The sequence below is a fragment of the Sphingobacterium anhuiense genome, from assembly GCF_042686355.1.
Classification (GTDB): Bacteria; Bacteroidota; Bacteroidia; order Sphingobacteriales; family Sphingobacteriaceae; genus Sphingobacterium; species Sphingobacterium anhuiense.
On sequence record NZ_JBHUPE010000004.1, the window covers coordinates 379,101 to 402,721 of the forward strand.

A 23,621-nucleotide genomic window follows, 5' to 3' on the forward strand; every position below is an offset into this window, starting at 1 on the left:
CCCGAGCAACATGAAACTATATAATTTATATTTATGCCTAATTACAGTGAGTATCACTGTGTTTTCAGGGTGTAATAGCAATTTTTTGGATCGAGAACCATTGGATCAATTATCCACAACAGGGAGTTTATCCTCGACCAATGAGCTAAAACTGTATGTCAATCAGTTCTATCAAACTTTACCCGGTCATCCGAATTTTACCGGTGGTATTGGGCCTGCTTTTGATGACGCACGTACCGACAACATGATATTTACCAGTGTAGATCCGAGACTTAGCGGACAGTTAACGGTTGCTAATGCTTCAAGTATCAGTGAATATACGCAAATAAGATCAATCAACTTTTTTCTAAAGCAATCAAAAAATGCAAAAGGAAATCAAACTGAGATCAACAAATATCTAGGTGAGGCATATTTCTTTCGTGCTTGGTATTATTTTGAGTTGGTGAAAAAATATGGCGATGTCACCTGGGTCAATCAATTGTTGAGTTCCGAAGATGAATCTACGCTATTAGCAAGGGACAGCCGTGTTATGATCGTAGATTCTATCCTCAGTGACTTGAACCGTTCGGTCGATCTTTTACCTACTGTATCTACCAATGCGAGTATGCGTGTTCACCGTGATGTGGCCCTGGCATTGAAATCACGTGTTGGTCTTTATGAAGGAACATGGCAAAGGTACCATAAATTAAAAGGGACATCATTTGCGAGCACGGAAGCTACAGAAGATAAGATTAAGAGTTATCTGACTCAAGCACGTGATGCCGCCAAGACCATTATAGATGGTAATCGCTGGAAAATATATACCACTGGAAAATTCAATGATGATTATCGCAATATGTTTAATACGGCAAATCTTTCTACAAACAATGAGGTTCTATTATATCGACGCTATAATCCTTCAGAAAATGTCGGTCACGGTGTTTCCAAATATCTATCAACAGGAGGGGGAGATATCGGTTTGACCCAGAGTCTCGTGAGTGATTACTTAACAGCAGATGGTAAACCTTTTGTAGGTACACTACAGACCGAAGCGCAAAAAACATACAGCCAAGATTTAAAACCTACAGTTCGTGATCCACGATTAGCACAAACAGCAGTAGTGCCACAGGCGCCTTTACGACCTGATGCTGTTGCCGCCAATTTTCCACCGATCAATCAAAGTGGATTCAATCGTTCAACTACAGGTTACCCGATGTACAAATATGTCGAGTACAATAGTCTTCCTGCCGTATCTGATGATGGCATGAGTGCTGCTCCTGTCATTTATTTCCGTTATGCAGAAGTATTACTCAACTATGCCGAAGCTATAGCTGAACTTAAGGAAGATCCGAGTAAAATTATTGAAGCGGTACGACCGTTGCGTGCCCGTGTTAATATGCCGGACATGGATTTCGATCGCGAGTACAATACTGCAGCAAACTACCCATTTGCACAGCTAGACAAATTCGTACAGGCAGTAAGAAGAGAAAGACGTGTCGAGCTCGTAGCCGAGGGACATCGTTTACAAGATATTTTACGTTGGGCAGCGGCAGATCAATTGCTTGTTGACAAAAGACCTTTGGGAATTCTGTTTACAGGAAGCAATATTGCGCAAGAAAATAACAGTACAGGTTTTTACAAAGACAATCTGTTATACTATGACACTGCGCCAGCAGGAAAAACAGTCAATTTCTTTTTGTCCGGTAATCCTGGTGATGCTATGCGCTATATGGATCCTTATAAAGCAGTATTGCCAAATGGGTATCGCTTTAGAGTCGATCGAGATTACTTACTTCCCATCCAACAACGGATGATTGAATTGACAAATGGCAAATGGAAACAAAACCCAAACTGGTAAAATCACTATCATGAAGATATTAATTTATAAAAAAGGAAACATCGGTTTCCTTATACTCCTCATTTTATTCGCGTTAGTTGCTTGCAAAAAAGAAGACCTTCCTGCTAAACCTGTCGCTGGTCCATTTCAGGTGACCAGTACCGTGACAAACGAAATAGAGAAAATAGCAAGTACTTATACCATAAGTATTGAGGGGACCACCAATGGTTGGTGGGTTACTTTACCTGCAAACGTACAGTGGTACACTATGGAACGCAAATACGGCTCTGGTAATGTCACACAGAAACTGACGATTAAGGCCAATGATTCAGGTCAAGATCGATCGGGCTGGGTCAAAATAAACTCGACTTCCAAAGAAGAAGTAATTATCAATTTTAAACAAAAGGGATCATGAAATTAAGTTTTATTGTAATTCTAGCGCTTGCCTTGACTACAGGAAGACATGTTTATGGACAAAAAAAACCCAATGTCGTCATCATTATTTCCGATGACCATGCATATCAAACCATAGGGGCATATGGCTCAAAATATGGAAAAACACCCCAAATAGATCGTATCGCCAATGAGGGTGCTATTTTTAAAAATGCTTTTGTCAATAATTCAATATGTGGCCCCAGTAGGGCCACTTTATTGACCGGAAAGTATAGCCATAAAAATGGTTTTAAGGATAATGAGACCTCCGAGTTTGATTTTAGTCAAGATCTATTTGTTAAACAGCTCCAGCAGGTCGGGTACAATACCGCCTGGGTCGGTAAAATCCATTTGGGAGACAAATTACAAGGATTCAATTATTTTGACATTCTGGTCGATCAAGGCACATATTTCAATCCAGATTTTATCAGTAAACAGGGACGTAAACGAAGTGAGGGATATGTTTCAGATATTGTGACCGATAAAGCTTTAACGTGGCTCGATACCATAAATCAAGAACAACCTTTTTGCTTGGTGATCGGTCATAAAGCTACCCATCGTACCTGGATGCCCGATCCTGCAGATTTTGGCACCTATGACAGCGTCGATTTTAAATTGCCGGAAACCTTTTACGACGATTACGAAAGCCGTAAACCAGCCAAGCTTCAGGAGATGTCTATTGATAAGGATATGCGCATGGGCTACGATCTAAAGATGTTCGAATCTGTTGAAGCGATGATGCAGGATGGTAATTTCAAACGAATGACACCAGCACAGCAAGAAAAATACATCAATTATTACAGACCGATTTATGAAGAACTTAAGCAATCCAAGTTGACCGGAAAAGCTTTAGCCGAGTGGAAGTTCAAGCGCTATATGACCGATTACCTCAATACAGCACAATCCATGGATAGGAACATCGGAAAAGTATTGGACTACATAGACAATAAGCAATTAAAGGAAAATACAGTTGTCATCTATCTGTCCGATCAAGGTTTTTATATGGGCGAACATGGTTGGTTTGATAAAAGGTGGATGTATGAAGAGTCCTTCCGTACACCAATGGTCATGCGCTACCCGCCAATTTTAAAACCCCATACTGAAATCAATGCAAAGGTCGTCAATGCCGATATTGCACCGACTCTCCTGGAACTTGCATCAGTCAAAAAACCGAAGGACATGCAGGGCAAGTCTTTTGTACATGTGCTCAAAAACCCATCAACAGAACATCGGAAAGATCTTTTCTATCATTACTTTGAAAATGGAGAACATGCTGTCAGCCCACATTTTGGAGTACGTGATGACCGTTACAAATTAATCCGATATTATAAACGTCAGGAGACATGGGAACTTTTCGATTTACAAAAAGACTCTCAAGAACTTCATAATGTCTATCATGATCCGGCCTATCATTCCATCGTGAAAATGATGAAGAAAAAGCTAGTTAAGCAAATTCATCTGTTTGATGATACAGAAGCAGCAGCAATCTATAAGATAAACATCGATTAGCATGGTATAATAAAACTATTTTATAATCAGTTGATTTGTGCTTATAAGCATACCCTCTGGACAATTCCGAAGATATATTCACAGATAAAATAGCTAAAGGTATAATTTAAATCAATTTTAAAGCCGTTTGGTATCCCCAAATGGCTTTTCTTTTAACAAACATTCATGCTTGAATACTTCAAAATTTAAATGCCAAACGAAGAACACATTGATACATCTGTTAATGGACCATGTTAGACATTTTTCTTCAAAAAGTAGGTCGATGCTTACCAAATGATTTCTTCTCCATCTTCAATAGAAGCTGAGAGACCAATTCGGAAGAAATTCCGTATTTGTTGCATAAAATGGAAACGAATGGTTGCATACTTAAAGGTATAGAATAAATATCGTGTTTAACATAATAAAAAATGCCATTATCTTAAATAAATAATGACATTTTTTTATATAAAATTAGTTTATTCGCTATTTCTGGAGGAAGAGTTTTTACTTAGCATCGAAGACTTTCGTTAAGTCAACAAGTTCAAAGTTTTTGTCGACTTCAAAAAACTGTCTTAAGACGGCCGCATGTCCACTACCAACAAGAACCAAAATAGTTTTTGTATGAGGTTTTAATTGATTCTGAATATTAGCGTACATAATCAAATTCCTCTTATACCAGTCAGTAACGAGATTTGAACCAAAATAATCTTTATTGACCATCACTTTATTCGCAAATGAAATATAAAAACCAATGTTTTTATCCAAGTTGGACTTTTGATTTATACATAAAAATATATCACTTAGACTGCTTTTTTCTAGGCAATTATCCGATAGAGAAGCATTAATATTACTAAACTCTTCTTTCAAAGCTGGATTTGAATTTACCTCTTTTAATAAAATATCAAATCTCATTTCTATCAGACTATCAATAGGATATAATTCTTGGTGTTCTAATTTTTTCGCTAATCTATAACCTAATTGAAAAGTTTCACCTTCGGAATAATATTTTTTCAATCGTACATTTTTTACTGTATCTGTGAACTTGTGATATTGATCTTTTAAATATGATTGGTAGTTTGCATTCAATTCGTTCTTTTTGTTAAAATTACTCTCAACAAATATTTGATCGGGCTTATAAGCAGATGCCTTTATTTTATTCGTAATTTCTTCTAAATCTTGTTGGTTTTCTTTAGATAATATATTTCTGTCTTTTTGTTTGATCATATCATTTCCAGGATTATTAAAGTGATAAGTTCCTAATAATATGACTTTTACTTTTTCTTGAGCCGATACAAATGATAGTTGAAAAATTAAGAGAAATAAGGTGAAGTTAATTTTGACCATGTTTTTTTATATTTATTTAAGTTATTGATTTTTTGCAAATATATAAAATCACATGCTTGTTAAATATAAAAAAGGATATAATTTATAAGGTAATTGAAGCCTTTTTCGATCTAGAAAGACTTGCTCATGAGGCTATCGTTTTTTAATGTAAACAATAAATCTGAACAGAATGCTTACCAAGTGTCATCAATGGACAAAGCCACTCCTAACGGAATGGCTTTCTAGATTTTCATTTTTTCTAGCAGTTAACTAACTATTGCAAATGCACGAATGCTTAGACTTGCATAAATGCTTTGTTACCATTATCATTTATTTAGAAAGATGCGTTATTGGCGTTAGTAAAACCTTACGGAATTCAACTTCAGCACCTTCAGCTTGAAGCGCAATCTGTCCGCTGTTTGCGGTACAGTCGTAACCTTCATTTACAAGGTCACCATTCACCCATACTTTTATCTTTCGGTCTAAACATTCAATCCTCATGCTGTTCCATTCACCAAGCGGTTTCTCCGATTTATCGGTAAGATTCAAAATCCGACGTTTTTTATCTTCTGTAATACCCCATTCAGCAGGGTCACCCCGACGCTCAACCATATTTGGTACTTTAATATCCTCCACAATACACCAAAAGTCTCCCGCATTTTCATGCATCATCTGTACTTCAATAGATTTTGGAAACATTCCATAAAGCGCGCGTGGAGTAGAGGCATGCACCAATACACCGCAGTTCCCTGGTTTTCCTGCAAAACGGTATTCGATATCCAGACTATAGTTTTTATACGACTTATCGGTTATAATATGGCCATTAGGATTACCCATACTTACTAGCATCCCATCTCTGACAAGAAAAGGACTTTTTACAGTCGTGTTTTTGTCCATTTCAGGAACATCGATATGCCAGCCTGTTAAGTCTTTGCCGTTAAATAGGCTTTTTGATTGAGCACACGAAGATAGAGAAAACGCTAAGCTGCTGACAATAAAAAGAGCAGAATAATAAAAGTTCATATTTGGTTTAGGTTTGAATGATTATCGTTAAAACAAACATACATAATAATTTTCATAGGAATAAAATAGAAATATTAGTTTTTACTTAATATTTTGAAAAAACTAACTCCAATAAAATATCGGTTCACAGTCCAAAAAATCGAAGATCTGAAGGTTTCTAAATCTGATCGAAAAATAAGAATTAGTTTTGTTTATAAAAGTCATAAAAATGATGGATTTACATTGAAATCTCGCAACTCAATCTATTTAAAAACCACTAGGTCTGGGGAATGAATTTGGACTTTCGATTAGTTTAAGTTATGATCTTTTGGAACTTTTGCACCCATCTCCACTTTAGCGGAAAATACCAAAATTTGAATTAATATTGCAATAACAATTAGGATCACGATTTCGATGTAAGACATTAATCTACTTCTGCTCGTCATACTGATTACTTCGTCCAGCTTTACTTTTCCTTCCTCCAATTGAATCGAAGACAATGTTTCTAAAGTTTGTCGTGCTTGTTTGCTGATCCCAATAGCTTTAGCATGATCTGTGGCATTAACATTTTGCGCTATTTGTTGAATGTAGATTTTAAATGTATTAAAATTGACGTTTTCTTTATCTGTAAGCACAGTTTTTTCATAAAGTGTAGTGATTTGCTTGATTTTATCTAGTTCCAAATTAACGTCTTTAGATGAATATTGAGGTGCAGATAGTAAGACAAGTAATTTCTCCATGCGATTTGAAAGCTGGTGAATATAATCAGCCACCACTAATCGATCCGAGTATAAAGATGTTACAGATTCATTAATTCTTTTGACCAAATGTTGCTCCTGAATATTGGTCAACATCACCAAGCAAAGGACAGAGAAAAACAACATCGCAGCCTTAATTTTATTTTTCACTGTAAAAGTCCACATTGGTCGTATATTTTGGTAAAAAAACTGAATAATAGCAATTTAATAAAAATTAAGCTAAAGAGGAAAAAGTAGTTTTTATGTTGAGTGTTTAAAACGAAGACCATATGGTTTATGATTCTTTATAAGGATTTATATTTCGTAAATTCAACTTTCGAAGTTATTCCGATTACAATATGCGAATAGCTTCTTTATGCTAATAAAATGAATCCATGAACAGCACGAAACGAAATAAGGGTTTTATCTTTAAGCAATATGACGAGCCGTTTCAAACGCCTTTTGACAAATTATTTGATATTTTCAAGGAACTGATTACCCACACCTCCGGAGATTTTGATGAAGCTATTGATTGGTTGCGGCAATTGGACAAAGAGTTTAAACTGACAACTCCAACATATACCATTGATGATTTCATTGCAGATCTGAAGAATAAAGGATACATCAGAGAAAAACTGGAACCAGGTGGCAATGGTAGCTCTTCTATTACCTCAAAGCTGGAAAAAGCCTTACGTCAGCATGCCTTAGATCAGATTTTCGGAAAGATGCGAAAAGGAAAGTCCGGGAACCATAAAACCAATCACCAGGGGCGGAGTGATGAAAATATGGGCGATTTCAGAAACTATCAGTATGGAGACAGCCTTGAGAAAATAGCCTTGACGGAGAGCCTAAAAAATGCACAGATTAATCATGGAATAGGAGAGTTCGCCTTATCAGAAAATGATCTCGTTGTCGAAGACACCCAGTTTAAATCACAGATGAGTACCGTGTTGATGATTGATATCAGCCATAGTATGATCCTATACGGTGAAGACCGGATCACACCCGCAAAGAAAGTGGCCATGGCCTTATCAGAACTCATACTGACACGTTATCCCAAGGACTCACTTGACATCATCGTTTTTGGTAACGATGCTTGGCCTATAGCGATAAAAGATCTACCTTATCTGCAAGTAGGACCATTTCACACCAATACGGTCGCAGGCTTGAAGTTGGCGATGGAGATCCTCAGACGTAAACGGCATGCTAACAAGCAGATATTTATGATTACTGATGGAAAGCCGAGCTGTTTAAACATGCCCGATGGTAGTTACTATAAAAATCCGATGGGTTTAGATCCTTTTATCACCAGTAAGTGCTATAGTATGGCCGCACAGGCCAGAAAGCTGGGAATACCCATTACAACCTTCATGATCACTTCAGATCCCTATCTCCAGGAATTTGTTGACGAATTTACGGCTTCAAATCAGGGAAAGGCTTACTATACAGGACTTGGAGATCTCGGAGAAATGATTTTTGAGGATTACGAAGAAAATCGCAGAAAAAGAATACGATAAAAAATTACGTTAACAATAACAGGATATACATCTTGCGCAGTATTTGCGCTTCATTATAAGAACATATGGATTACACGAAGATAACAACATTTGGCGCACTGAAAGCTTCTGGCTACAAACCGAAGACAATAAAAGAAGAATTGCGTCAGAATCTGATTACAAAGATAAGCAACGGCGAAACTGTATTTACCTGAGTACACGGCTACGAGGATACCGTTATTCCAGAACTAGAAAGAGCTATCCTCTCCAAACATAATATCAATTTCCTTGGTCTTCGTGGTCAAGCAAAGACACGTCTAGCCAGGCTAATGATTAATCTATTGGATGAATATGTACCTGTGGTACAAGGCTCTGAAATTAATGATGATCCCTATGACCCAATATCGCGTTATGCTGTAGAATTATTAAAGGAAAAGGGTAATGATACACCAATCGATTGGCTTCATAGAAGTGATCGCTTTGCAGAGAAACTTGCCACACCGGATGTAACTGTCGCAGATTTGATCGGCGATGTAGATCCGATCAAAGCCGCAAATCTGAGACTGAGCTATGCAGACGATCGTGTGATTCATTTTGGCATGATTCCACGAGCGAATCGCTCGATATTTGTTATCAATGAACTGCCCGATCTTCAGGCGAGAATTCAGGTAGCACTTTTTAATATATTGCAAGAAGGAGACATCCAGATCCGCGGATTTAAATTACGTCTGCCGTTGGATGTCCAGTTTGTGTTCACTGCAAATCCGGAAGATTACACCAACAGAGGAAGTATCGTAACGCCCCTCAAAGACCGGATAGGATCACAGATATTAACACATTACCCTGAAACAGTAGCGATTGCAAAAACCATTACTGCTCAAGAAGCTAACCTAGAAGCGGCACAAAAGGAACAAATATATGTTCCAGAACTGGCTCGTGAATTGATTGAGCAGATCAGTTTTGAAGCCCGCAATAGCGAATATGTTGATGAAAAAAGTGGTGTCAGTGCTCGTATGAGTATTACCGCATTTCAAAACTTATTAAGTACTGCCGAACTGCGGATGCTCAAAAATGGAGCTCCGGCCACAGCAATAAGATTGAGCGATTTTATGGGTATTGTGCCGGCTATAACCGGTAAGGTTGAGCTCGTATATGAAGGTGAACAGGAGGGAGCCGGTACTGTGGCAATTCAGTTGATTGAGAATGCCGTTAAAAGTATATTTCTTACTTTATTTCCAAAAATTGAGAAGTTTGAAAAGGAAAATGAACGCTATCCCTACGATGATATTGTCCGCTGGTTCTCGGAATCGGAGGGTATTGAATTATCCGATGAACTCACTGATGTAGATTACGAACATGCATTGGACGAAGTGACACCTATCCGCAGTTTGATACAGCAGTATCAGCCACAGACGAAGCCTGAAGATTTCTATTTTCTGACCGAATTCATCCTATGGGGACTTACGCTCAATAACAAGTTAAGTAAATACAGAGTAGGTAGCGGTTTGCAGTTTCAAGATAAGTTTCAAGAATATTTGAGAAACAATTTATAACAACTTTATCATGCAATTTCGTAAAAATGGGGAGAATAAATCTTTTATTATCCCCATTTTTTTAGGTAGATAATCCTTTATTTACAGCTATCATATGTAAAGTCAGGGCAGCTTATATACATGATTTAGCAGCATTGAACATTGATTTAATGGTCTTGCTTGCCTGTTTTTGGGGTTTTAGTAAGGCTTGGAATAAAAACTAGATAGTCGTAACCTTTTATAATTCTTTCCAGCGTCAGATCCTCTACTTTAAGTTTCTTTTTAGAAATTGCCTGTTTTAATGGCCTTAAATCATAGGTATACCAATTGTCATCTTTCACGACGCTTAAGAAAGGTTTATATTCGGACAAATCAGCCCATGTTTCACCTTCTTTCTTTCCGATGATCATAATATGTAATGACTTGCGGTAATTTGCCTCTTCAATATTAGATACCAGGTTTCCAATATCAAATACTTCCATTAAACTCTCCCCTTTAGGCATGTGATTAGCACCATATTTGAAAAGATTTTTTTTGTCTTTCCACTCAGGTAGCTTTTCCAGAACCAAGTGTTTCAAGTATTGAATTCTTAAAGGATGAATTCGACTTAAATAAAGTTCCTTGCTTAATTTGAGAGCTTCTAGTTGTTCTTTTTCGTTGGCGGATAAATTCAACGTGCTCAATGCCTCCATTTTTGCCTGACAATCATCAGAAAATAAATAGAAGGTGGTGTTGTTTTTTGTGTCATAAGCAGCAGAATTAGCGATCATCTGCTTATAAATTTCTTTTGCTTTAGTATTTTTGGATTGTTTACTCAATTCAGAAATGAGTAATTGATCTGAAAATAAACTAATTTGTTCAGCTCCATATATCTTGATATTTTGTTGAAGTATGTTTTTGTATAAATCAAACTCAGCCTCACCTTGTAAAAAAGATAAAGCAGAACCAGATTCATGACGGAATTTATCCAGATCAGCAGGAGATAAAGATTTAATTTTTGTTGTTATGGTGTTGATTGTATAGGGATCAATTTCCATAAAATAGTTGTCGAACTTAATGCTATTGACAATCGCATTTGTGAAGTAAGGGATTTCACTGGTGAAATGGTATTCGCCTAATAACACAGAATTGTTTTTGCTGATTTCATCCTGAAGGATACTCCATCCATTCCCTTCGAATGCGCTGCTGTTGTTTTTTCTAAAAGTGGAATAGTTTTTTTGAATTAAACTATCCATTAGTGAGGTTTGTGCGTAACTGAAATTGGCAATAAGTAGGCTTAAAATTAGTAGGTTGGTTTTCTTCATATTTTTTTTAGAAAGATACAATATATCTATATAATAAATAGCTGTTTTTCCTCGAAATATTTGTTTTTCATAGGTTGATGAGCGCATAAAGAAAATTGTTTTTATAACTAAAGTTGAGTCAAAAGTTGAAAATTAATTAGGAAGGAATAATCTAGCTATGGCAGGTATTGCGTAGGAGATTAGACTTTTTAAAGAGAAAATATTAAAACTCTTTCCCATATAATAAAATTAACTAATTTTATTATATGGGAATAATACAGCAATATCTACGGATAGACCAAAGTACTTTAATGCGTTATCTTGACAACAGTCAGTTATTGGAAGATGATCTTTTTTCGACTTCGAATTCGGAAAAAACTAATCTATTAGACATAGGTAAAAGCTGGGATGGCTTGTTTTACGTCGTCACAGGTGAACCTTTAAATAATTACAAACAGGTCAGCCCGCCTCTGCAATGGCTAATATTTGGCCCCAATATACTTGACATGGAACAGGATATGGGATATGGCCCGGCGAAATACCTTACGTCAAACCAGACTAAAGAATTATTTGAAGCTGTGAACGATCTCTCTGAATCCTCTTTATCAGATCGGTTTGATGCTGAAAAAATGAATGAAGAAGGTGTTTATCCTGAATTTTGGGAAGATCCTGAAGCGCTAAATTATTTGATTCAGGAATTCCGAAAATTGAAAGAATTTTTGCAAATAGCGGTAGCAGAAAATCAAGCTTTGATTACCTTCCTTTGTTAATTTTATTTTAATGGTCAGAAGCTATATCAGCATTTTTCACGCTGCTCGAAACGTCAATAAGTACAAAATGCTGTAAAAATAATAGCAAATTGAATGGACATCTTATTATTTTTTAACTATTTTGTTTTTCACGAGCCTTTCAACTGTGTTTTCATGTTTTGGTTTAATTATAAATTGTTAAAGAAGATATGATGATGTAAAGATGTTGCTCTTGTCCTAAATCTTGTTTTTCAAAACAAACATGAAAATCTGTACAGTGAAGAAGTATTTAGTATTAGTTTTAGTGATGTTTTTCTTCGGGAAACTTGGTGCTCAGAGTGCTGTTGAAAGCGCTGCAAGTGAATATCATCAGGTCGCTGAAGGCAGTGAGCAACAGTTATTGTTGGCCGGCAAATATGCGCATGCACTTTTTTTTAATGGTCAGCAACGGAAAGCGATGGAATTGCTGCAAAAAAATATAGCTAGAGCTTCTAAAAAGCTTGATGGACAATACGCTGCACAGTTATGTGGTATTGCCGCAATGAACAGCAAGATACTAGAAGATAATACATCCGCTAACAGATATCTCGCGCAGGCTAAAATATTTGCAAAAAAAACCAAAGACCTGAGCATTAAAGGGTATGTGTCGTATTGTGAGGGGTGGATGCATGCTAGGAATAATCAGGAGCAACAGGCGATCCGATGCTTCCAGAACGCTTTAGTGTTTTACGATCAATCCGCTCAGACAGATGTTGTTATATCTCGGAAAACCGCAATTTATAAGGAACTTTCCTCGATTTATTCAAACTGGAAAACATATGACTTACAGGAAAAATACGCTAAACTTACTCTGGAAGTCGCTAAATTAAGAAATAGACCCATGGATATTTTTGATGCTTACATGTCTATGGGATATAATTATCAGGAGCAGTACATCAATCAGCCCGAAAATGAGCATCTTCGTAACCAGTCTGAAAGTTATTACCTCCAAGCTATTAAATTCTATGAAAAGAACAGCTCAACAATGGCTGTGCCCTCTGACTTATCTTTTGCAGCAATTAATCTGGCCAATCTGTATTTACAGTATTATCCGGCGTCCTATAAAACAAAATCGCTCCAGTATGCGCAACAGGGACTAGAAGTTGGAAAAAAAACAGAACAATATGCGCAGGTAGCTTCGGCTTATGGAATAATGGCAGAGTACAGCATGAAAGAAGGTGATATAGAAACCGCAAAAAAATATCTCCTTGCTTCATTAGCCGCGCTCATGAAAGATACTGTAATAGAAAATACGATTGCCCTTAGCTTATATCAAAAGCTCGCAGAGGTGTATGAGACAGAAGGTCAGTATCATGAAGCCTATCATTACTATAAACAATATGTCAAGCTCTACGAAGAAGTTTTCAATGCAAATAAAATGGAACAGGGGCGGAGATTAGAAGCGCAGTTTGAAAAAGAGAGACAGCAACAACAGTTGATAAGACTGCGATTTGAAGCCGAAAAGAGAAAGCAGGAAATCTCGTTGATGCATGCGCATAATAAAGCGCAGCTGCAGGATTTGGAAAATTTAAAATTAAATGAAAAAATCCAACGTCAGCAGATAGAAGTTATTCAGCTAGAGGCAGATAACAGAGGTAAAGAACTTAAACTTTCACGTGTTGAGATACAGCAACGCGCAGCACAACTTAAAACTTCTCAAAAGGAACTTGCATTCAAATCAAAAATAAATTCAGTCTATTTTTTCCTTATCCTGACGTTTATCATAGCTGCCATGTTGATCTATTATGCATATCGCCAGCATCTCAAAACATTAAAACAGAAAGAAAGCCTACAGGTTTTGGTCTCCATGTTAGAGGGGCAGGAAACCGAACGTTCACGTATCGCCAGAGATCTTCATGATGGATTAGGCGGTATTTTGTCCGGGACAAAAATCACTTTATCTGGTCTTACGCTATATAATGAGAATGATTCCAGTAGAAATACATTGAATAAATCTTTAGATCAGCTCGATGTTGCTGTAGTCGAGTTGCGCCGCATTGCACATAACCTTATGCCTGAACTATTGGATAAATATGGCTTGGAGGAAGCTCTTAAAGAATATGCTGAACGCATGAGTAACGATGAGCTTGAGATTTCCAGTCAATTTGTAAAGTTGGAAGCCGACCTTTCAAAAGATAAACAAATAGTCGTCTACAGGATAATCCAGGAGCTGGTAAATAATGCGGTGAAACATGCTCAGGCTTCACAGATCATAGTGCAGCTGTCGCAGCACAATGATCATATCCTGATCACTGTGGAAGATAATGGAAAGGGCTTTGATCCGCATCTTGCAGATGGAAAAAAATCAGCCGGAATACACAATGTACAGTCTCGCCTCGAATTTTTAAGCGGGAAGATGCATATTTATTCCCGTGCCGGAAAAGGTACAAGTATAGAAATAGAGTTCCCGATAAATAATAATCCTTATTATGGTTAATATAGTAATTACTGATGATCATCCGATGATGCTGGAAGGTTTAAAAAATATTCTCGAGGCAGAACCCGATTTTAGAATTTTGGATTGCTTTACAGATGGTAAATCAACACTAGACCGGATTAAACGGATTAATCCTGATATATTATTGCTTGATATCAATCTTCCCGATACGAATAGTATAGAGTTAGTCGCCTTATTTAAGAAACGGTGTCCACACATGAAGATTGTTGCTATCAGTGTTCATAATGAATACGCTGTCATTAATAGTATGATCACCCAAGGTGCGGACGGATATATCCAAAAGAATGCTTTAGGACCGGAGATTATAGCAGGTATTCGGAGCGTCTGTCAGGGAGAACTTTTTTTGTGCGCGAAGACTAAGTTAAAAATGAGTAAGAAAGACAATATTGGTCTTCAAAATGTACCTAAGCTCACGCGCAGAGAGAAGGAAATATTAATGGAAGCAATCAAGGGATCAACTACCGTTCAAATCGCCGAAACTTTATTTATCAGTCATCATACGGTTGAAAGTCATAGAAAGAATCTCATCGAAAAATTTGAGGTGAAAAGCATTGCATCTGTCATCAAACTTGCACTTGAATATGGTATTCTTCGTGACTAATGGCCAAAAAACCACTACATTCAGGGATTTGCTGAAATTTTTTCATCCTTTAAATTTGTTTATCCTTCAGAAGAGGTTTTAACAAATTATCAACACAAAAAATAAAAAGAGATGAAAAAAGTGATTTCAGGAAGTGCTGCTTTAATTATGTTCTGCACACTTTTAAGCTGCGGCCAAAAGAAAGATGCAGTTGCCTATAACAATGAACTGATGACGATTATCAACAGTGAAGAGGTACATATTAGCGAAATGAATAGCGCAATGCAGTCAAAAAAATATGATGAAGCAGAAAAAGTAGCCCTAAAATGGGACCAAGCTGTAAAAGAAGACATTAAAAAGGTTGAAAAAATTGGCGATTTCAACGGTGATGACCAATTGCAGCAAGCCATTCTAAAAGGATTGAAAGGTTATGGTAAAATTGTTTCAGAAGATTACCCAAAATTGATTAACATTAGAAAGAGTACTACTCAAGATCCGGTTGTAGAACAAGGATTACTGGACAATATTAATAAGGCATTTGAAGATATGGCAAATGGTGTCAATGTCGCTTCAGATAAATTTGAGAAAGATTACGCCAAAAAATAGGTTGACATACGAATAAATAAAATAGCCGGTGATCTCCATCACCGGCTATTTTATTTATTTCTTCACTTTCTAGCTGTACTGATACCCTACTATGGAAGGCCATCTTATTGCAAGGCCTCGGACTAGGATATCATTTGTCCTGTCTTGAAAAATAGGAAACTACAAGATTTAAAAATTGATTTTTCATATTTTAAATATGCAGCATGTCTGAGGAACGTTGCGTCATCACTGTAATCAACTGGTAAGGAACCGTAAAATGAATTTGCCAAAAACTGCTTTAATTATCTTAATTTTATAGAACAAAGTCGTACCTGATTAATAATCAATATGGCGCACGTTGATATTTTAGAAATCTTATATCCGAAGCAGGGAGTTGATCCGGAATGAGGCTACGATCAATCTTAGCCATTCGATACAGCCCTATTTGAATGCTTGATTAAAATATTATAGTTAATAAGGTTATTTCAAATGAATCAAAAATATCTGCTTACACTATTTTTTATGATAGTAAGCCATTTTACACACGCACAATTTGCAAAGATCATCGATAAGGATGGTTATGTAAATGTGAGGAAGCAAGCGTCAGTTACTAGCGAAATTGTTTCAAAAATTAACATGGATGAGATTGTCTATGCATTCCCCGATGGAAAACTTCGCGATTGGGTAATTGTTGATTATACCGATCGTCAAAATGAGAATATTACTGGATATGTACACCATTCTAGAATTAAACTAATTGAATCCTATGAAAAGATCCCAATTAAATCCTTTAATGATAGCATTGCAAAATTTATAGCGAAAGATGTGAATGTGGAAATTAAGTCCGAAAAATTTGATTACAAAAAAAATAAAAAATATTTTTCATCGACAAAATATGAAGATTATACTGTTGAAGATAAATTTAAAGGACAGCAGGTATGGGGAACAGATGGTACGATCCCTACAAGCCATTACACATCTATAAAAGCTACAATTAAAGGTAGGAGTTTGCAAATCCCAGAAAAGGAGATTGAAAACTTGTTTAATATAAACAGTGCGTTTGCAGCATGTTACTATGATAATCTAAATGATACTTTATACATCACTTCTGTAAATGGTGATGGTGCAGGAGGATATGCTGTTTTGTTTAAGATTGAAAAAGGGAACTATAAAGCACGAGTTGTAACAATGCCTTTTTAACATAGTTTGAGTAATTATAGTTCAATTCAAAATACATCAAAAAAATGATGAAAAAAAAATATATAATCATAGTTTTTTTTGTACTTGTCACTTTGCTAGTGATAGGATATAACCTTTTTCTTAATACTTTGAGCGGTATGGGGAACCCGACGGGAGGACGAGGGCCTGATTACCCATATTTTATTACAACTGAGCCAGTAACACTCAAAAAAATTTTGCTTCCAAAGGGAACAAAATTGACTTATGAAGAACAGTTTTTTAGGGAAGGGCAACAGGATAAAATAATGAATGAAAAAAAACTTACCGATATACGTTTACCAGAAGGAGAAACAATAGATTGGGGTGGTGTGCCCGTTTATGCGATCACTAAATTTTATAATACTCAAATGAGTGGATATACAGTTTCTGCCGATTTTAGCCAATTGCCTGAAGAAAAGAAAACCAAGTTTTCCGAGTTATGGCAAAATTGTGATGGTGGGTTAGGAGTGGTTGTTAGAGACGCCGATGACTGGAATTTTAATATTAAAAATATTACCGATATTTACAGTTGCAGTGCGGGATATCAGCGTTATTTTAAGGAAGATGATAAACAGCAAGAATTTCTTGATAATCTGTATAGTGAACTCCGAAATAAGATCAAAACCAACTAAAATGAATAACATCAATAAATATTTTTACAACTATTTTATTTTCATTTTAATTGCAATCCCGACGCATGTATTCTCCCAAAGTATTAAAAATAAAAACAAGTATACTTACGAGGTAAGAGAAGAACAGGGGGACTTAAATCATGATGGCAAAATAGACAGAGTCACTGTGAAAATGGATACTGTAGATGAAACAAGGCCGTTAAGATTGCAAATTTTCTTATCTCAACCTAATGGAAAGCTAGTTTTGGCAGTATCTTCTGATAAAATCATCGAACCGCAGTATCCTACCGAAAACCAAGGCAAGTTTAATGGCTATCAAATTCCTAATTTCTTTATTGAAGAAGGGATTTTAAAAATGTGGAGCGAAATTAGAGGCGGAAATATTACCTATCATTTCAAATATAAAAAAGGCAATTTTGAATTGATTTATGTCGATAAGCCTACATATGACGCACCAAAAGGTTATATTGATGAAAATACAATATTCACAGAAACTAAGTTTGACTTGATTACGGGTATTAGAACCGAATCTGATGAAAAGTTAGGGTCAACTAAACCACTGACGGTTCGAAATAAAAGAGTTTTAATACGACCTTTACCTAAAATACAAGATGTTAAATTTTCGGATAAAGATCTATATTAACGATAATCCTTGGAATATTGACATCAAGGTCCGAAGAATAATCATATGACTGAAGAGAGGTCGGCAGGAGTAAAGCAATTTTAGTCAAAAAGTTTAGGTATCAACAGATAAGAATCTTGTACAAACCAAATCTTAGGATCAAAGGTCGTATATTCCGATGTTGAAGAGATAGCAGCCACCAATTTGAAACGCTCTTTTGCAGATAAGCACCATTCTTTTCTGAATCACTACTCCGATATTCAGTTTGATCATCTTTATTATATTTTATTAAAAATTTTTGTATAGTACAATATAAAAAGAGTATCTATAAGTGTCTTTTTATATTAAATGAATACAATTTATCAAAAATAAGAGGGGAGTGCTTTTTATTTTTTTCTATATTTGATTTTGACCCGTATAATTTGGGTCTAAATCGATATTATGGCCAAAGAACAACAGTCGAGAAAAACATATCAAGGAGTAAAAAACAATAAGGAGCGAACCATGGGTAAGGCCATTGCAGCAGTAGGTAAAGTGCTTGCAGAAAAGGGTTACACAGGGCTTACCATGAGTAATATTTCAAAATATGCAGAAATTGACCGTAAACTAATTTATGCGTATTTCGGAACTGTCGAAAATTTGGTCGAAACTTATATAAAAGGGAAAGATTATTGGGTTTCAGCAACCGAGGGGGCTGCTGAATTTTTCGGAAGCGCACCTGCAGCCAGTTCAATGGCAGTTTTAGAGTCTCTACTACTAAATCAATTTGATGAACTTCGAGAAAATCGTGAGATGCAGAAGATAGTGGCCTGGCAGATGAGTGAAGAATCTTCCATCATGTCTGAAATTGCTCAGGAACGCGAAAAGATGAGTGCCCTGTTCTTCGCTTTTGCGGATAAAGAACTTCAAGGAAAAGACCTTGACTTACGTGGAGTTGTTACTATTCTTGTTGCAGGTATTTATTATATCGTTCTTCATTCAGAGAATGTAAAAAGCACTGTTTGTGAAATCGATATATCTACGGAAGAAGGTATGGATCGGATAAAAACGTCTATAAAGAAAATCGTAGGTTGGGCTTATAGCTCTGTCGAAGAAACCACCAAATAATCAAGTTGAATTTTTAAATTCTACGACAAAAATTATGTTATGCAAAAGAGTATTGACTTGGAAATTTTTTGTCGTTTGCATATTTATATGGTCACGATTGGCTAAGAAAGTAATCTGAAGGCATACGTATTTAACTCCAGATACCAACCTAAATCAGAGTATTATTACTTTGTATAGAAGATCCCTGATCAATATTTTGATCAGGAATTTTTTAAAAACATATATATATTGCTTTTTTACAATTACCAGCTCTAGTACATGTGAAAGGAGTTAGAATCTAGGAATTACTAATCGTTTGCGTTTTTAATGTATTTGTTAGTTTACTAAAAAGTCTAAGCCACGGAAAGTATTAAAAGGGATTTTTAAACGCTCTTATTTCAAAATGTAAATGAATTTCAACTTCATCTTTACTTGCCCTCATTGATAGGTTCGTTAAAGAATTCTCCCGCTTGACGATCCTCTAATCGGGCTACTACTTTAAATGCACTATAGATATGATCGATTGTATATTGATGTTCTTTTAATGTTTCTAAAAATACTTCATTTAGGGTCATCACCATCATATATATTTGTTCGTAGGATTGTAGTGCAGTTATCGTGAATCTTATACCAGCATGATTTTTTGATACTGCAGGGAATACGCCGATGTTCAACAAAAATCCTTGCTTCATCATCTTTTCCATAATAATGTAAGCTAGTTCCGCTCTTGAAGTACCGACAAAGAATATTCCCGAATCGAAGTTTGAAATTAAAGGTAGTGATGTTTCGGTAAATAGAGTGCTAGCATATTTAATTCTACTCACTAATTCAGCCTGAAGGGTATAGATTTCATCGGTTAGGTGGATCTTTGCGGAAGCTACTGCAGCTCCCAGTGTAGCTGGTTGCAGCGGGCCAGAGGAGTTAAATGGAGCACCACAAGCCCTCACTTTTCTGGCAATCTCTTTATTTGGAAATACGAGGATGCCTCCACCAGTAGCAAATGCTTTGGCCATTGAAGATGCTACAATCATCCTTTCGTGTATCGAACGGCTACCTAGTATAAACCCTTTTCCATTTTCACCTATAATACTCATACTGTGTGCATCATCAATATATGTATTGAAAGAAGGATAGGTGTCTAATAAACTGAATATCTCATTAGCTGGACACCGATCACCGAACATCGAATAGATCCCGTCTGCGAAATACCAAACCCGTTTATGGGATTTTTGGAGAGTTTCAATCCGCTCACGCAAAAGATCCATCCTATTGTGACGAAGAACCTCAAAGTGTATTGGCCAATTTGCTCGGAAAATATTTATACCGCTCAATACTGAATTATGAAGTTGCTGATCTACGATAACAGCATCCTCGGAATCCAATATTACCGGTACGGCAGACAGGTGGGCCAGGGTTGTGGTCGGAGCAATAATAGTTGGAGCTCCAAAAATCTCGCTCATCAGATCTTCTAATTCCTTATAAAGATTGATGGAAACATATGCCCTAGATTCTGAAAATTGTACTCCATATTTTTCTACAGCAGATATTGCCGCCCGTTTTAAACGCGAGTCATGTTCAAGTCCAAGATAGCTACAGGAAGTGAAGTTAACTAATTCGGAGTCATTGATTTTGATCATGCTGTCTGTTGTAAGCACCCCTTCTTGGATCAAATGAAGTATTCCCCTCTTAACGCCATCAGAGATACTCTGGTCAACAGCGCTCAAAAAATTTTTATGATTCATTTCTAAGGATATATTTTTTGTAAGTAAGTTGTTAATAAAGTTATTATTTTACTACCAAATAGTGTAAATGTTATTTAGCAATTTCTCAACTTGGCAGTTATTTATGAAATTTTGAAGGCTAGATTTCGTTGGTATAGAGTAAAATAGTGCAATCGAAAAGTTTTATGAAAATAGAGGGTAAAAAACTGGAATCAAAATCGTACATAACTTTTTGATTTAATAAAGATATTCGAGATTATGTATTCATAATAGAGGAAAGAGTTTTTTGTATTTATAATACCTTGATTGCAATGGTGTTACGCTTCAATTCAGGTGTAGCTTACGAAAAATTAATTGCCATCCAAATTATAGGTTATCTAAAATTTATCGTTAGCATTGTTATATTTAAAAGGTGCTTCAAAGCATTGGAAATTCTGTTTCTTAAGTGAAACGTTTAATTTTTACTTGCCAACAGCACTTCTATTTTGAAAATCTCATTTACAAAAATAATTTGCTAAACCATTTCTCAACTTACTCAATTTAAATATTGACTTGACTATTTATTACAATTCATTTAGAACAAAAAAAAAATAAAAATGTATTAAACACTCTTTCTGTGGTTCTTGACGATATATTTAGTTGCAATTTCTTAATTGAAAGTTTTGTTAGTGTCGCGATTTATAACTTACAATCGTTATATTTAACATGAACACTAGATAATTTGAATTATGAAGAAAACTTTCCTTTTAGTATGCAGTCTATTGACTATGATCGTTTTGTTTTATGCCTGCAAAAAAGACAATAAGTATGAAGAGCTAAGTCAGCTTGCGGATATGAAATTGCAGGAAGCGATTAAGTTTGCCGAAAATCAACCTTGCAAACCTGCAGAAGAATGGCGTGTTGATACATTTTCCTACCGTTATGTAGCTGTACATCCAAGTTTTGAAAAGGAGTATAGTACATTGATTAAAGAATACAGAAAACTTTTTGAACAGGCTAATAAAGCTTACAAGCCTGGTAAAAACGGTGCGCTTGTTTATGATACTTCACCGGTTGTTCTACCCCCACACTTCGGTGCACGATGCAAGGATGGCAAGATGATTGTATCATTGGCTACAGATCTTGAGCTAGTAGAGATTAATCAAAGATTAGAGGTGCTATTCCCGAAAGTTCGTGATTTCTTCAAAGACACGCCCTGTACTAACCCGAGTAAATGGGGGGTAATCACTTTACGAAAAGACTGTGAATTTATACCTATAGCGATCACAGATACACCTAACTTTAGAACTTTTGCAGAAATGGAACAGCAATACAGTTCTTTGAATGCAGCTAAGATATGGTTGACCCAAGGAATGGACTGTTCGTCAGTTAATCCCAACTCTTCTAAAACCGTAGTCTGTTTGGACGGCAAAGCCACTATAAAATTGTAAAGTGCTTTCGATAGACCCTTCGGAGATAAAATTTTTAATATAATGCAGATGGTATTTTGTTTAGGCTCAACGTCAGTCCTGCTGGAACCTGCTTTACTTTTAAAATAAGAAGCTGCAAGGTTAGTTTATGATATCGTTTATAGGAGCCTCGGTCTTCAGCTTATTATGTTATGTGAGGTGTAAGAGGATGGGCATAACTTCCGAAGACATAATAAGGCCAGAATTACATTGGAGGACAATATACTCGCCACAAGCATGATAAGGAGCAGATTACTGTTGTAATTTTTGGATTTCCAGTGAAGAACTCGGAAGGCCTTTAAGCAATGAGATTGAAAAACTGAAAGAGAACATTTTTTATACGAGCCGCTTGGGATGACCAAGCGGTTTTTTTATCATCCTCAATTAATTTGCTTATATATAATCTTCCTAAAAGTTACTCTAGTAAATCTGCAGTATAAGCCACCAATTCCAAATTTTTGTTAACTATAATAAAAGAAAAATCTCTGCTTGTGTTATTACTGTTATAACGTATGATTTCAGCCGACTCGAAGTCACTTAATGGTAAAGCATAACTCGGATCTTTTTGTATTATTAATACATTTTTGTAAAACAATATGTAGCCCAATAAGGGTAATTGATTGTTCATTTGAGTGTTGAGATAGCTTGTGTAATAAATGATCGAGCGCTCATCATTAAAATCAACTTCAAAATCCACTCGCTGCTTTGAGACCAGAATACCTTCATTTCCATGTATTGGTACGACAGCGATGGGTTCGGGATTGCCTGTTAACATCGCCCAATCCGGGAGAGCATAAACAAATTTATCACTGTAATCAGCTTCTATCTTTTGTTTAGCCAAAGTGATTCCCCTTTGGATGATTGTGTCATCAATGTCTTTAAATCTGTTCATATCTTATTGCTCTTTATCTAGAAATAGTATTCTTTTCTGATTCCTACTATTCCGTTAGCATAGATGCTTACGTAAGTCCGTTATACCACTTGTTGTATTGTTATAAATGATTAACATAATCGTTCTGAAAATAACTTTTATCATCTACTTACGTATGGATAGGAGAATTAGTGATCTATTCTTCAAAATTACAGAGAATAGTTCTGCTAGAACACCCCTAGAATCAGGGATATTGCAAAGTAATACATCTAATTTTTTTACACAGTAGTACTGAGAGAAAGTATTATTTATGATCATTCGTGTTAAGCTGTTCTAATTGTCAGAAATTTAATTAGAAAATCATTTCATTTGTCTTTATTGCTAATGTATTGCATTTCCTATTTATCGCATATATACCAAAATCAAGCTTATCTAGACACTTAATAGATACTTAAATTAATTATAAATGTCTGATAGTTAGGGTTGTAAATATTATTTATAAT

The 23,621-nt window shown here is 35.9% G+C and carries 21 protein-coding genes; 15 read left to right on the forward strand and 6 right to left on the reverse strand.

The features are described from left to right. Positions 1-10: 10 nt before the first annotated feature. Genes ACFS6I_RS07145 through ACFS6I_RS07155 form a run of 3 tightly spaced genes read left to right on the forward strand, consistent with a single transcriptional unit; the run spans position 11 to position 3,757 of the window. Positions 11-1,837, forward strand: a complete 1,827-nt coding sequence (locus ACFS6I_RS07145; RefSeq protein WP_380919168.1) for a RagB/SusD family nutrient uptake outer membrane protein — start codon at positions 11-13, stop codon at positions 1,835-1,837. Between the two features lie 10 nt (positions 1,838-1,847). After that, complete coding sequence (locus ACFS6I_RS07150; RefSeq protein ID WP_380919170.1) at positions 1,848-2,231, forward strand: hypothetical protein; 384 nt, start codon at positions 1,848-1,850, stop codon at positions 2,229-2,231. Further along, entirely contained in the window at positions 2,228-3,757 is a 1,530-nt protein-coding gene (locus ACFS6I_RS07155; RefSeq protein ID WP_380919172.1) for a sulfatase family protein, read from the forward strand. Before ACFS6I_RS07150 ends, ACFS6I_RS07155 begins: the two co-directional genes overlap by 4 nt. Before the next feature lie 483 nt (positions 3,758-4,240). Here the strand turns inward: ACFS6I_RS07155 and ACFS6I_RS07160 are convergent, their stop codons facing one another. From ACFS6I_RS07160 to ACFS6I_RS07170, 3 genes are all read right to left on the reverse strand, one after another. Continuing rightward, positions 4,241-5,080, reverse strand: coding sequence for a DUF5694 domain-containing protein (locus ACFS6I_RS07160; RefSeq protein WP_380919174.1), 840 nt, complete (start codon positions 5,078-5,080; stop codon positions 4,241-4,243). 309 nt (positions 5,081-5,389) lie between these two features. Continuing rightward, positions 5,390-6,082, reverse strand: a complete 693-nt coding sequence (locus ACFS6I_RS07165) for a 3-keto-disaccharide hydrolase (RefSeq protein ID WP_021189929.1) — start codon at positions 6,080-6,082, stop codon at positions 5,390-5,392. A 287-nt stretch (positions 6,083-6,369) separates the two neighbouring features. Further along, positions 6,370-6,984 carry an MCP four helix bundle domain-containing protein gene (locus ACFS6I_RS07170; protein ID WP_380919176.1) on the reverse strand — a complete coding sequence of 205 codons (615 nt, stop codon included), beginning with the start codon at positions 6,982-6,984 and terminating at the stop codon, positions 6,370-6,372. Positions 6,985-7,193: 209 nt separating this feature from the next. Here ACFS6I_RS07170 and ACFS6I_RS07175 point away from each other — a divergent pair, with 209 nt between their 5' ends. From ACFS6I_RS07175 to ACFS6I_RS07185, 3 genes are all read left to right on the forward strand, one after another. Continuing rightward, positions 7,194-8,315: a vWA domain-containing protein gene (locus tag ACFS6I_RS07175; protein WP_380919178.1), complete on the forward strand. Its 1,122-nt coding sequence runs from the start codon at positions 7,194-7,196 to the stop codon at positions 8,313-8,315. A gap of 65 nt (positions 8,316-8,380) precedes the next feature. Further along, positions 8,381-8,509, forward strand: coding sequence for a hypothetical protein (locus tag ACFS6I_RS07180; RefSeq protein ID WP_380919180.1), 129 nt, complete (start codon positions 8,381-8,383; stop codon positions 8,507-8,509). Positions 8,510-8,623: 114 nt separating this feature from the next. Then, the gene (locus ACFS6I_RS07185) at positions 8,624-9,847 is read left to right on the forward strand and encodes a sigma 54-interacting transcriptional regulator (protein WP_380919182.1); all 1,224 of its coding nucleotides are present in this window, start codon (positions 8,624-8,626) and stop codon (positions 9,845-9,847) included. Between the two features lie 146 nt (positions 9,848-9,993). Here ACFS6I_RS07185 and ACFS6I_RS07190 read toward each other — a convergent pair whose 3' ends face one another. After that, positions 9,994-11,130, reverse strand: a complete 1,137-nt coding sequence (locus ACFS6I_RS07190) for a hypothetical protein (protein ID WP_380919184.1) — start codon at positions 11,128-11,130, stop codon at positions 9,994-9,996. 245 nt (positions 11,131-11,375) lie between these two features. Here ACFS6I_RS07190 and ACFS6I_RS07195 point away from each other — a divergent pair, with 245 nt between their 5' ends. The 8 genes from ACFS6I_RS07195 to ACFS6I_RS07230 all read left to right on the forward strand — a co-directional run bounded on the left by ACFS6I_RS07195 (position 11,376) and on the right by ACFS6I_RS07230 (position 19,099). Further along, the gene (locus tag ACFS6I_RS07195; RefSeq protein WP_380919186.1) at positions 11,376-11,879 is read left to right on the forward strand and encodes a YfbM family protein; all 504 of its coding nucleotides are present in this window, start codon (positions 11,376-11,378) and stop codon (positions 11,877-11,879) included. 241 nt (positions 11,880-12,120) lie between these two features. Continuing rightward, positions 12,121-14,334 (forward strand): tetratricopeptide repeat-containing sensor histidine kinase, encoded by a 2,214-nt coding sequence (locus ACFS6I_RS07200; RefSeq protein WP_380919188.1) that lies wholly within the window; start codon positions 12,121-12,123, stop codon positions 14,332-14,334. After that, positions 14,327-14,956, forward strand: a complete 630-nt coding sequence (locus tag ACFS6I_RS07205) for a response regulator transcription factor (protein ID WP_315394658.1) — start codon at positions 14,327-14,329, stop codon at positions 14,954-14,956. Before ACFS6I_RS07200 ends, ACFS6I_RS07205 begins: the two co-directional genes overlap by 8 nt. 111 nt (positions 14,957-15,067) lie before the next feature. Further along, positions 15,068-15,541 carry an LIC11966 family surface protein gene (locus tag ACFS6I_RS07210; protein WP_132842591.1) on the forward strand — a complete coding sequence of 158 codons (474 nt, stop codon included), beginning with the start codon at positions 15,068-15,070 and terminating at the stop codon, positions 15,539-15,541. A 501-nt stretch (positions 15,542-16,042) separates the two neighbouring features. Beyond that, positions 16,043-16,720: a hypothetical protein gene (locus ACFS6I_RS07215; protein WP_380919191.1), complete on the forward strand. Its 678-nt coding sequence runs from the start codon at positions 16,043-16,045 to the stop codon at positions 16,718-16,720. 44 nt (positions 16,721-16,764) lie between these two features. Further along, positions 16,765-17,370: a hypothetical protein gene (locus ACFS6I_RS07220; protein WP_380919193.1), complete on the forward strand. Its 606-nt coding sequence runs from the start codon at positions 16,765-16,767 to the stop codon at positions 17,368-17,370. Between the two features lies 1 nt (position 17,371). Next, the gene (locus tag ACFS6I_RS07225; protein ID WP_380919195.1) at positions 17,372-18,013 is read left to right on the forward strand and encodes a hypothetical protein; all 642 of its coding nucleotides are present in this window, start codon (positions 17,372-17,374) and stop codon (positions 18,011-18,013) included. A gap of 420 nt (positions 18,014-18,433) precedes the next feature. Beyond that, on the forward strand, positions 18,434-19,099 hold the full coding sequence (locus ACFS6I_RS07230) for a TetR/AcrR family transcriptional regulator (protein ID WP_380919197.1): 666 nt from the start codon (positions 18,434-18,436) through the stop codon (positions 19,097-19,099). 407 nt (positions 19,100-19,506) lie between these two features. On the opposite strand, the gene ACFS6I_RS07235 is transcribed toward ACFS6I_RS07230, so the two are convergent. After that, a complete protein-coding gene (locus ACFS6I_RS07235; RefSeq protein ID WP_380919199.1) occupies positions 19,507-20,820 on the reverse strand; it encodes an aminotransferase class I/II-fold pyridoxal phosphate-dependent enzyme in 1,314 nt (437 codons plus the stop codon). A 707-nt stretch (positions 20,821-21,527) separates the two neighbouring features. Here ACFS6I_RS07235 and ACFS6I_RS07240 point away from each other — a divergent pair. Further along, positions 21,528-22,229, forward strand: a complete 702-nt coding sequence (locus ACFS6I_RS07240) for a hypothetical protein (protein ID WP_380919202.1) — start codon at positions 21,528-21,530, stop codon at positions 22,227-22,229. A gap of 433 nt (positions 22,230-22,662) precedes the next feature. Here the strand turns inward: ACFS6I_RS07240 and ACFS6I_RS07245 are convergent, their stop codons facing one another. Beyond that, a complete protein-coding gene (locus ACFS6I_RS07245) occupies positions 22,663-23,139 on the reverse strand; it encodes a hypothetical protein (protein WP_380919204.1) in 477 nt (158 codons plus the stop codon). Positions 23,140-23,621: the final 482 nt, after the last annotated feature.

What these genes read in the sequence shown, in the direction of transcription:
- ACFS6I_RS07145 (WP_380919168.1), top strand. Translation starts at nt 11, where the DNA reads ATGAAACTATATAATTTATATTTATGCCTAATTACAGTGAGTATCACT.
- ACFS6I_RS07150 (WP_380919170.1), top strand. Translation starts at nt 1,848, where the DNA reads ATGAAGATATTAATTTATAAAAAAGGAAACATCGGTTTCCTTATACTC.
- ACFS6I_RS07155 (WP_380919172.1), top strand. Translation starts at nt 2,228, where the DNA reads ATGAAATTAAGTTTTATTGTAATTCTAGCGCTTGCCTTGACTACAGGA.
- ACFS6I_RS07160 (WP_380919174.1), bottom strand. Translation starts at nt 5,080, where the DNA reads ATGGTCAAAATTAACTTCACCTTATTTCTCTTAATTTTTCAACTATCA.
- ACFS6I_RS07165 (WP_021189929.1), bottom strand. Translation starts at nt 6,082, where the DNA reads ATGAACTTTTATTATTCTGCTCTTTTTATTGTCAGCAGCTTAGCGTTT.
- ACFS6I_RS07170 (WP_380919176.1), bottom strand. Translation starts at nt 6,984, where the DNA reads ATGTGGACTTTTACAGTGAAAAATAAAATTAAGGCTGCGATGTTGTTT.
- ACFS6I_RS07175 (WP_380919178.1), top strand. Translation starts at nt 7,194, where the DNA reads ATGAACAGCACGAAACGAAATAAGGGTTTTATCTTTAAGCAATATGAC.
- ACFS6I_RS07180 (WP_380919180.1), top strand. Translation starts at nt 8,381, where the DNA reads ATGGATTACACGAAGATAACAACATTTGGCGCACTGAAAGCTTCTGGC.
- ACFS6I_RS07185 (WP_380919182.1), top strand. Translation starts at nt 8,624, where the DNA reads ATGATTAATCTATTGGATGAATATGTACCTGTGGTACAAGGCTCTGAA.
- ACFS6I_RS07190 (WP_380919184.1), bottom strand. Translation starts at nt 11,130, where the DNA reads ATGAAGAAAACCAACCTACTAATTTTAAGCCTACTTATTGCCAATTTC.
- ACFS6I_RS07195 (WP_380919186.1), top strand. Translation starts at nt 11,376, where the DNA reads ATGGGAATAATACAGCAATATCTACGGATAGACCAAAGTACTTTAATG.
- ACFS6I_RS07200 (WP_380919188.1), top strand. Translation starts at nt 12,121, where the DNA reads ATGAAAATCTGTACAGTGAAGAAGTATTTAGTATTAGTTTTAGTGATG.
- ACFS6I_RS07205 (WP_315394658.1), top strand. Translation starts at nt 14,327, where the DNA reads ATGGTTAATATAGTAATTACTGATGATCATCCGATGATGCTGGAAGGT.
- ACFS6I_RS07210 (WP_132842591.1), top strand. Translation starts at nt 15,068, where the DNA reads ATGAAAAAAGTGATTTCAGGAAGTGCTGCTTTAATTATGTTCTGCACA.
- ACFS6I_RS07215 (WP_380919191.1), top strand. Translation starts at nt 16,043, where the DNA reads ATGATAGTAAGCCATTTTACACACGCACAATTTGCAAAGATCATCGAT.
- ACFS6I_RS07220 (WP_380919193.1), top strand. Translation starts at nt 16,765, where the DNA reads ATGATGAAAAAAAAATATATAATCATAGTTTTTTTTGTACTTGTCACT.
- ACFS6I_RS07225 (WP_380919195.1), top strand. Translation starts at nt 17,372, where the DNA reads ATGAATAACATCAATAAATATTTTTACAACTATTTTATTTTCATTTTA.
- ACFS6I_RS07230 (WP_380919197.1), top strand. Translation starts at nt 18,434, where the DNA reads ATGGCCAAAGAACAACAGTCGAGAAAAACATATCAAGGAGTAAAAAAC.
- ACFS6I_RS07235 (WP_380919199.1), bottom strand. Translation starts at nt 20,820, where the DNA reads ATGAATCATAAAAATTTTTTGAGCGCTGTTGACCAGAGTATCTCTGAT.
- ACFS6I_RS07240 (WP_380919202.1), top strand. Translation starts at nt 21,528, where the DNA reads ATGAAGAAAACTTTCCTTTTAGTATGCAGTCTATTGACTATGATCGTT.
- ACFS6I_RS07245 (WP_380919204.1), bottom strand. Translation starts at nt 23,139, where the DNA reads ATGAACAGATTTAAAGACATTGATGACACAATCATCCAAAGGGGAATC.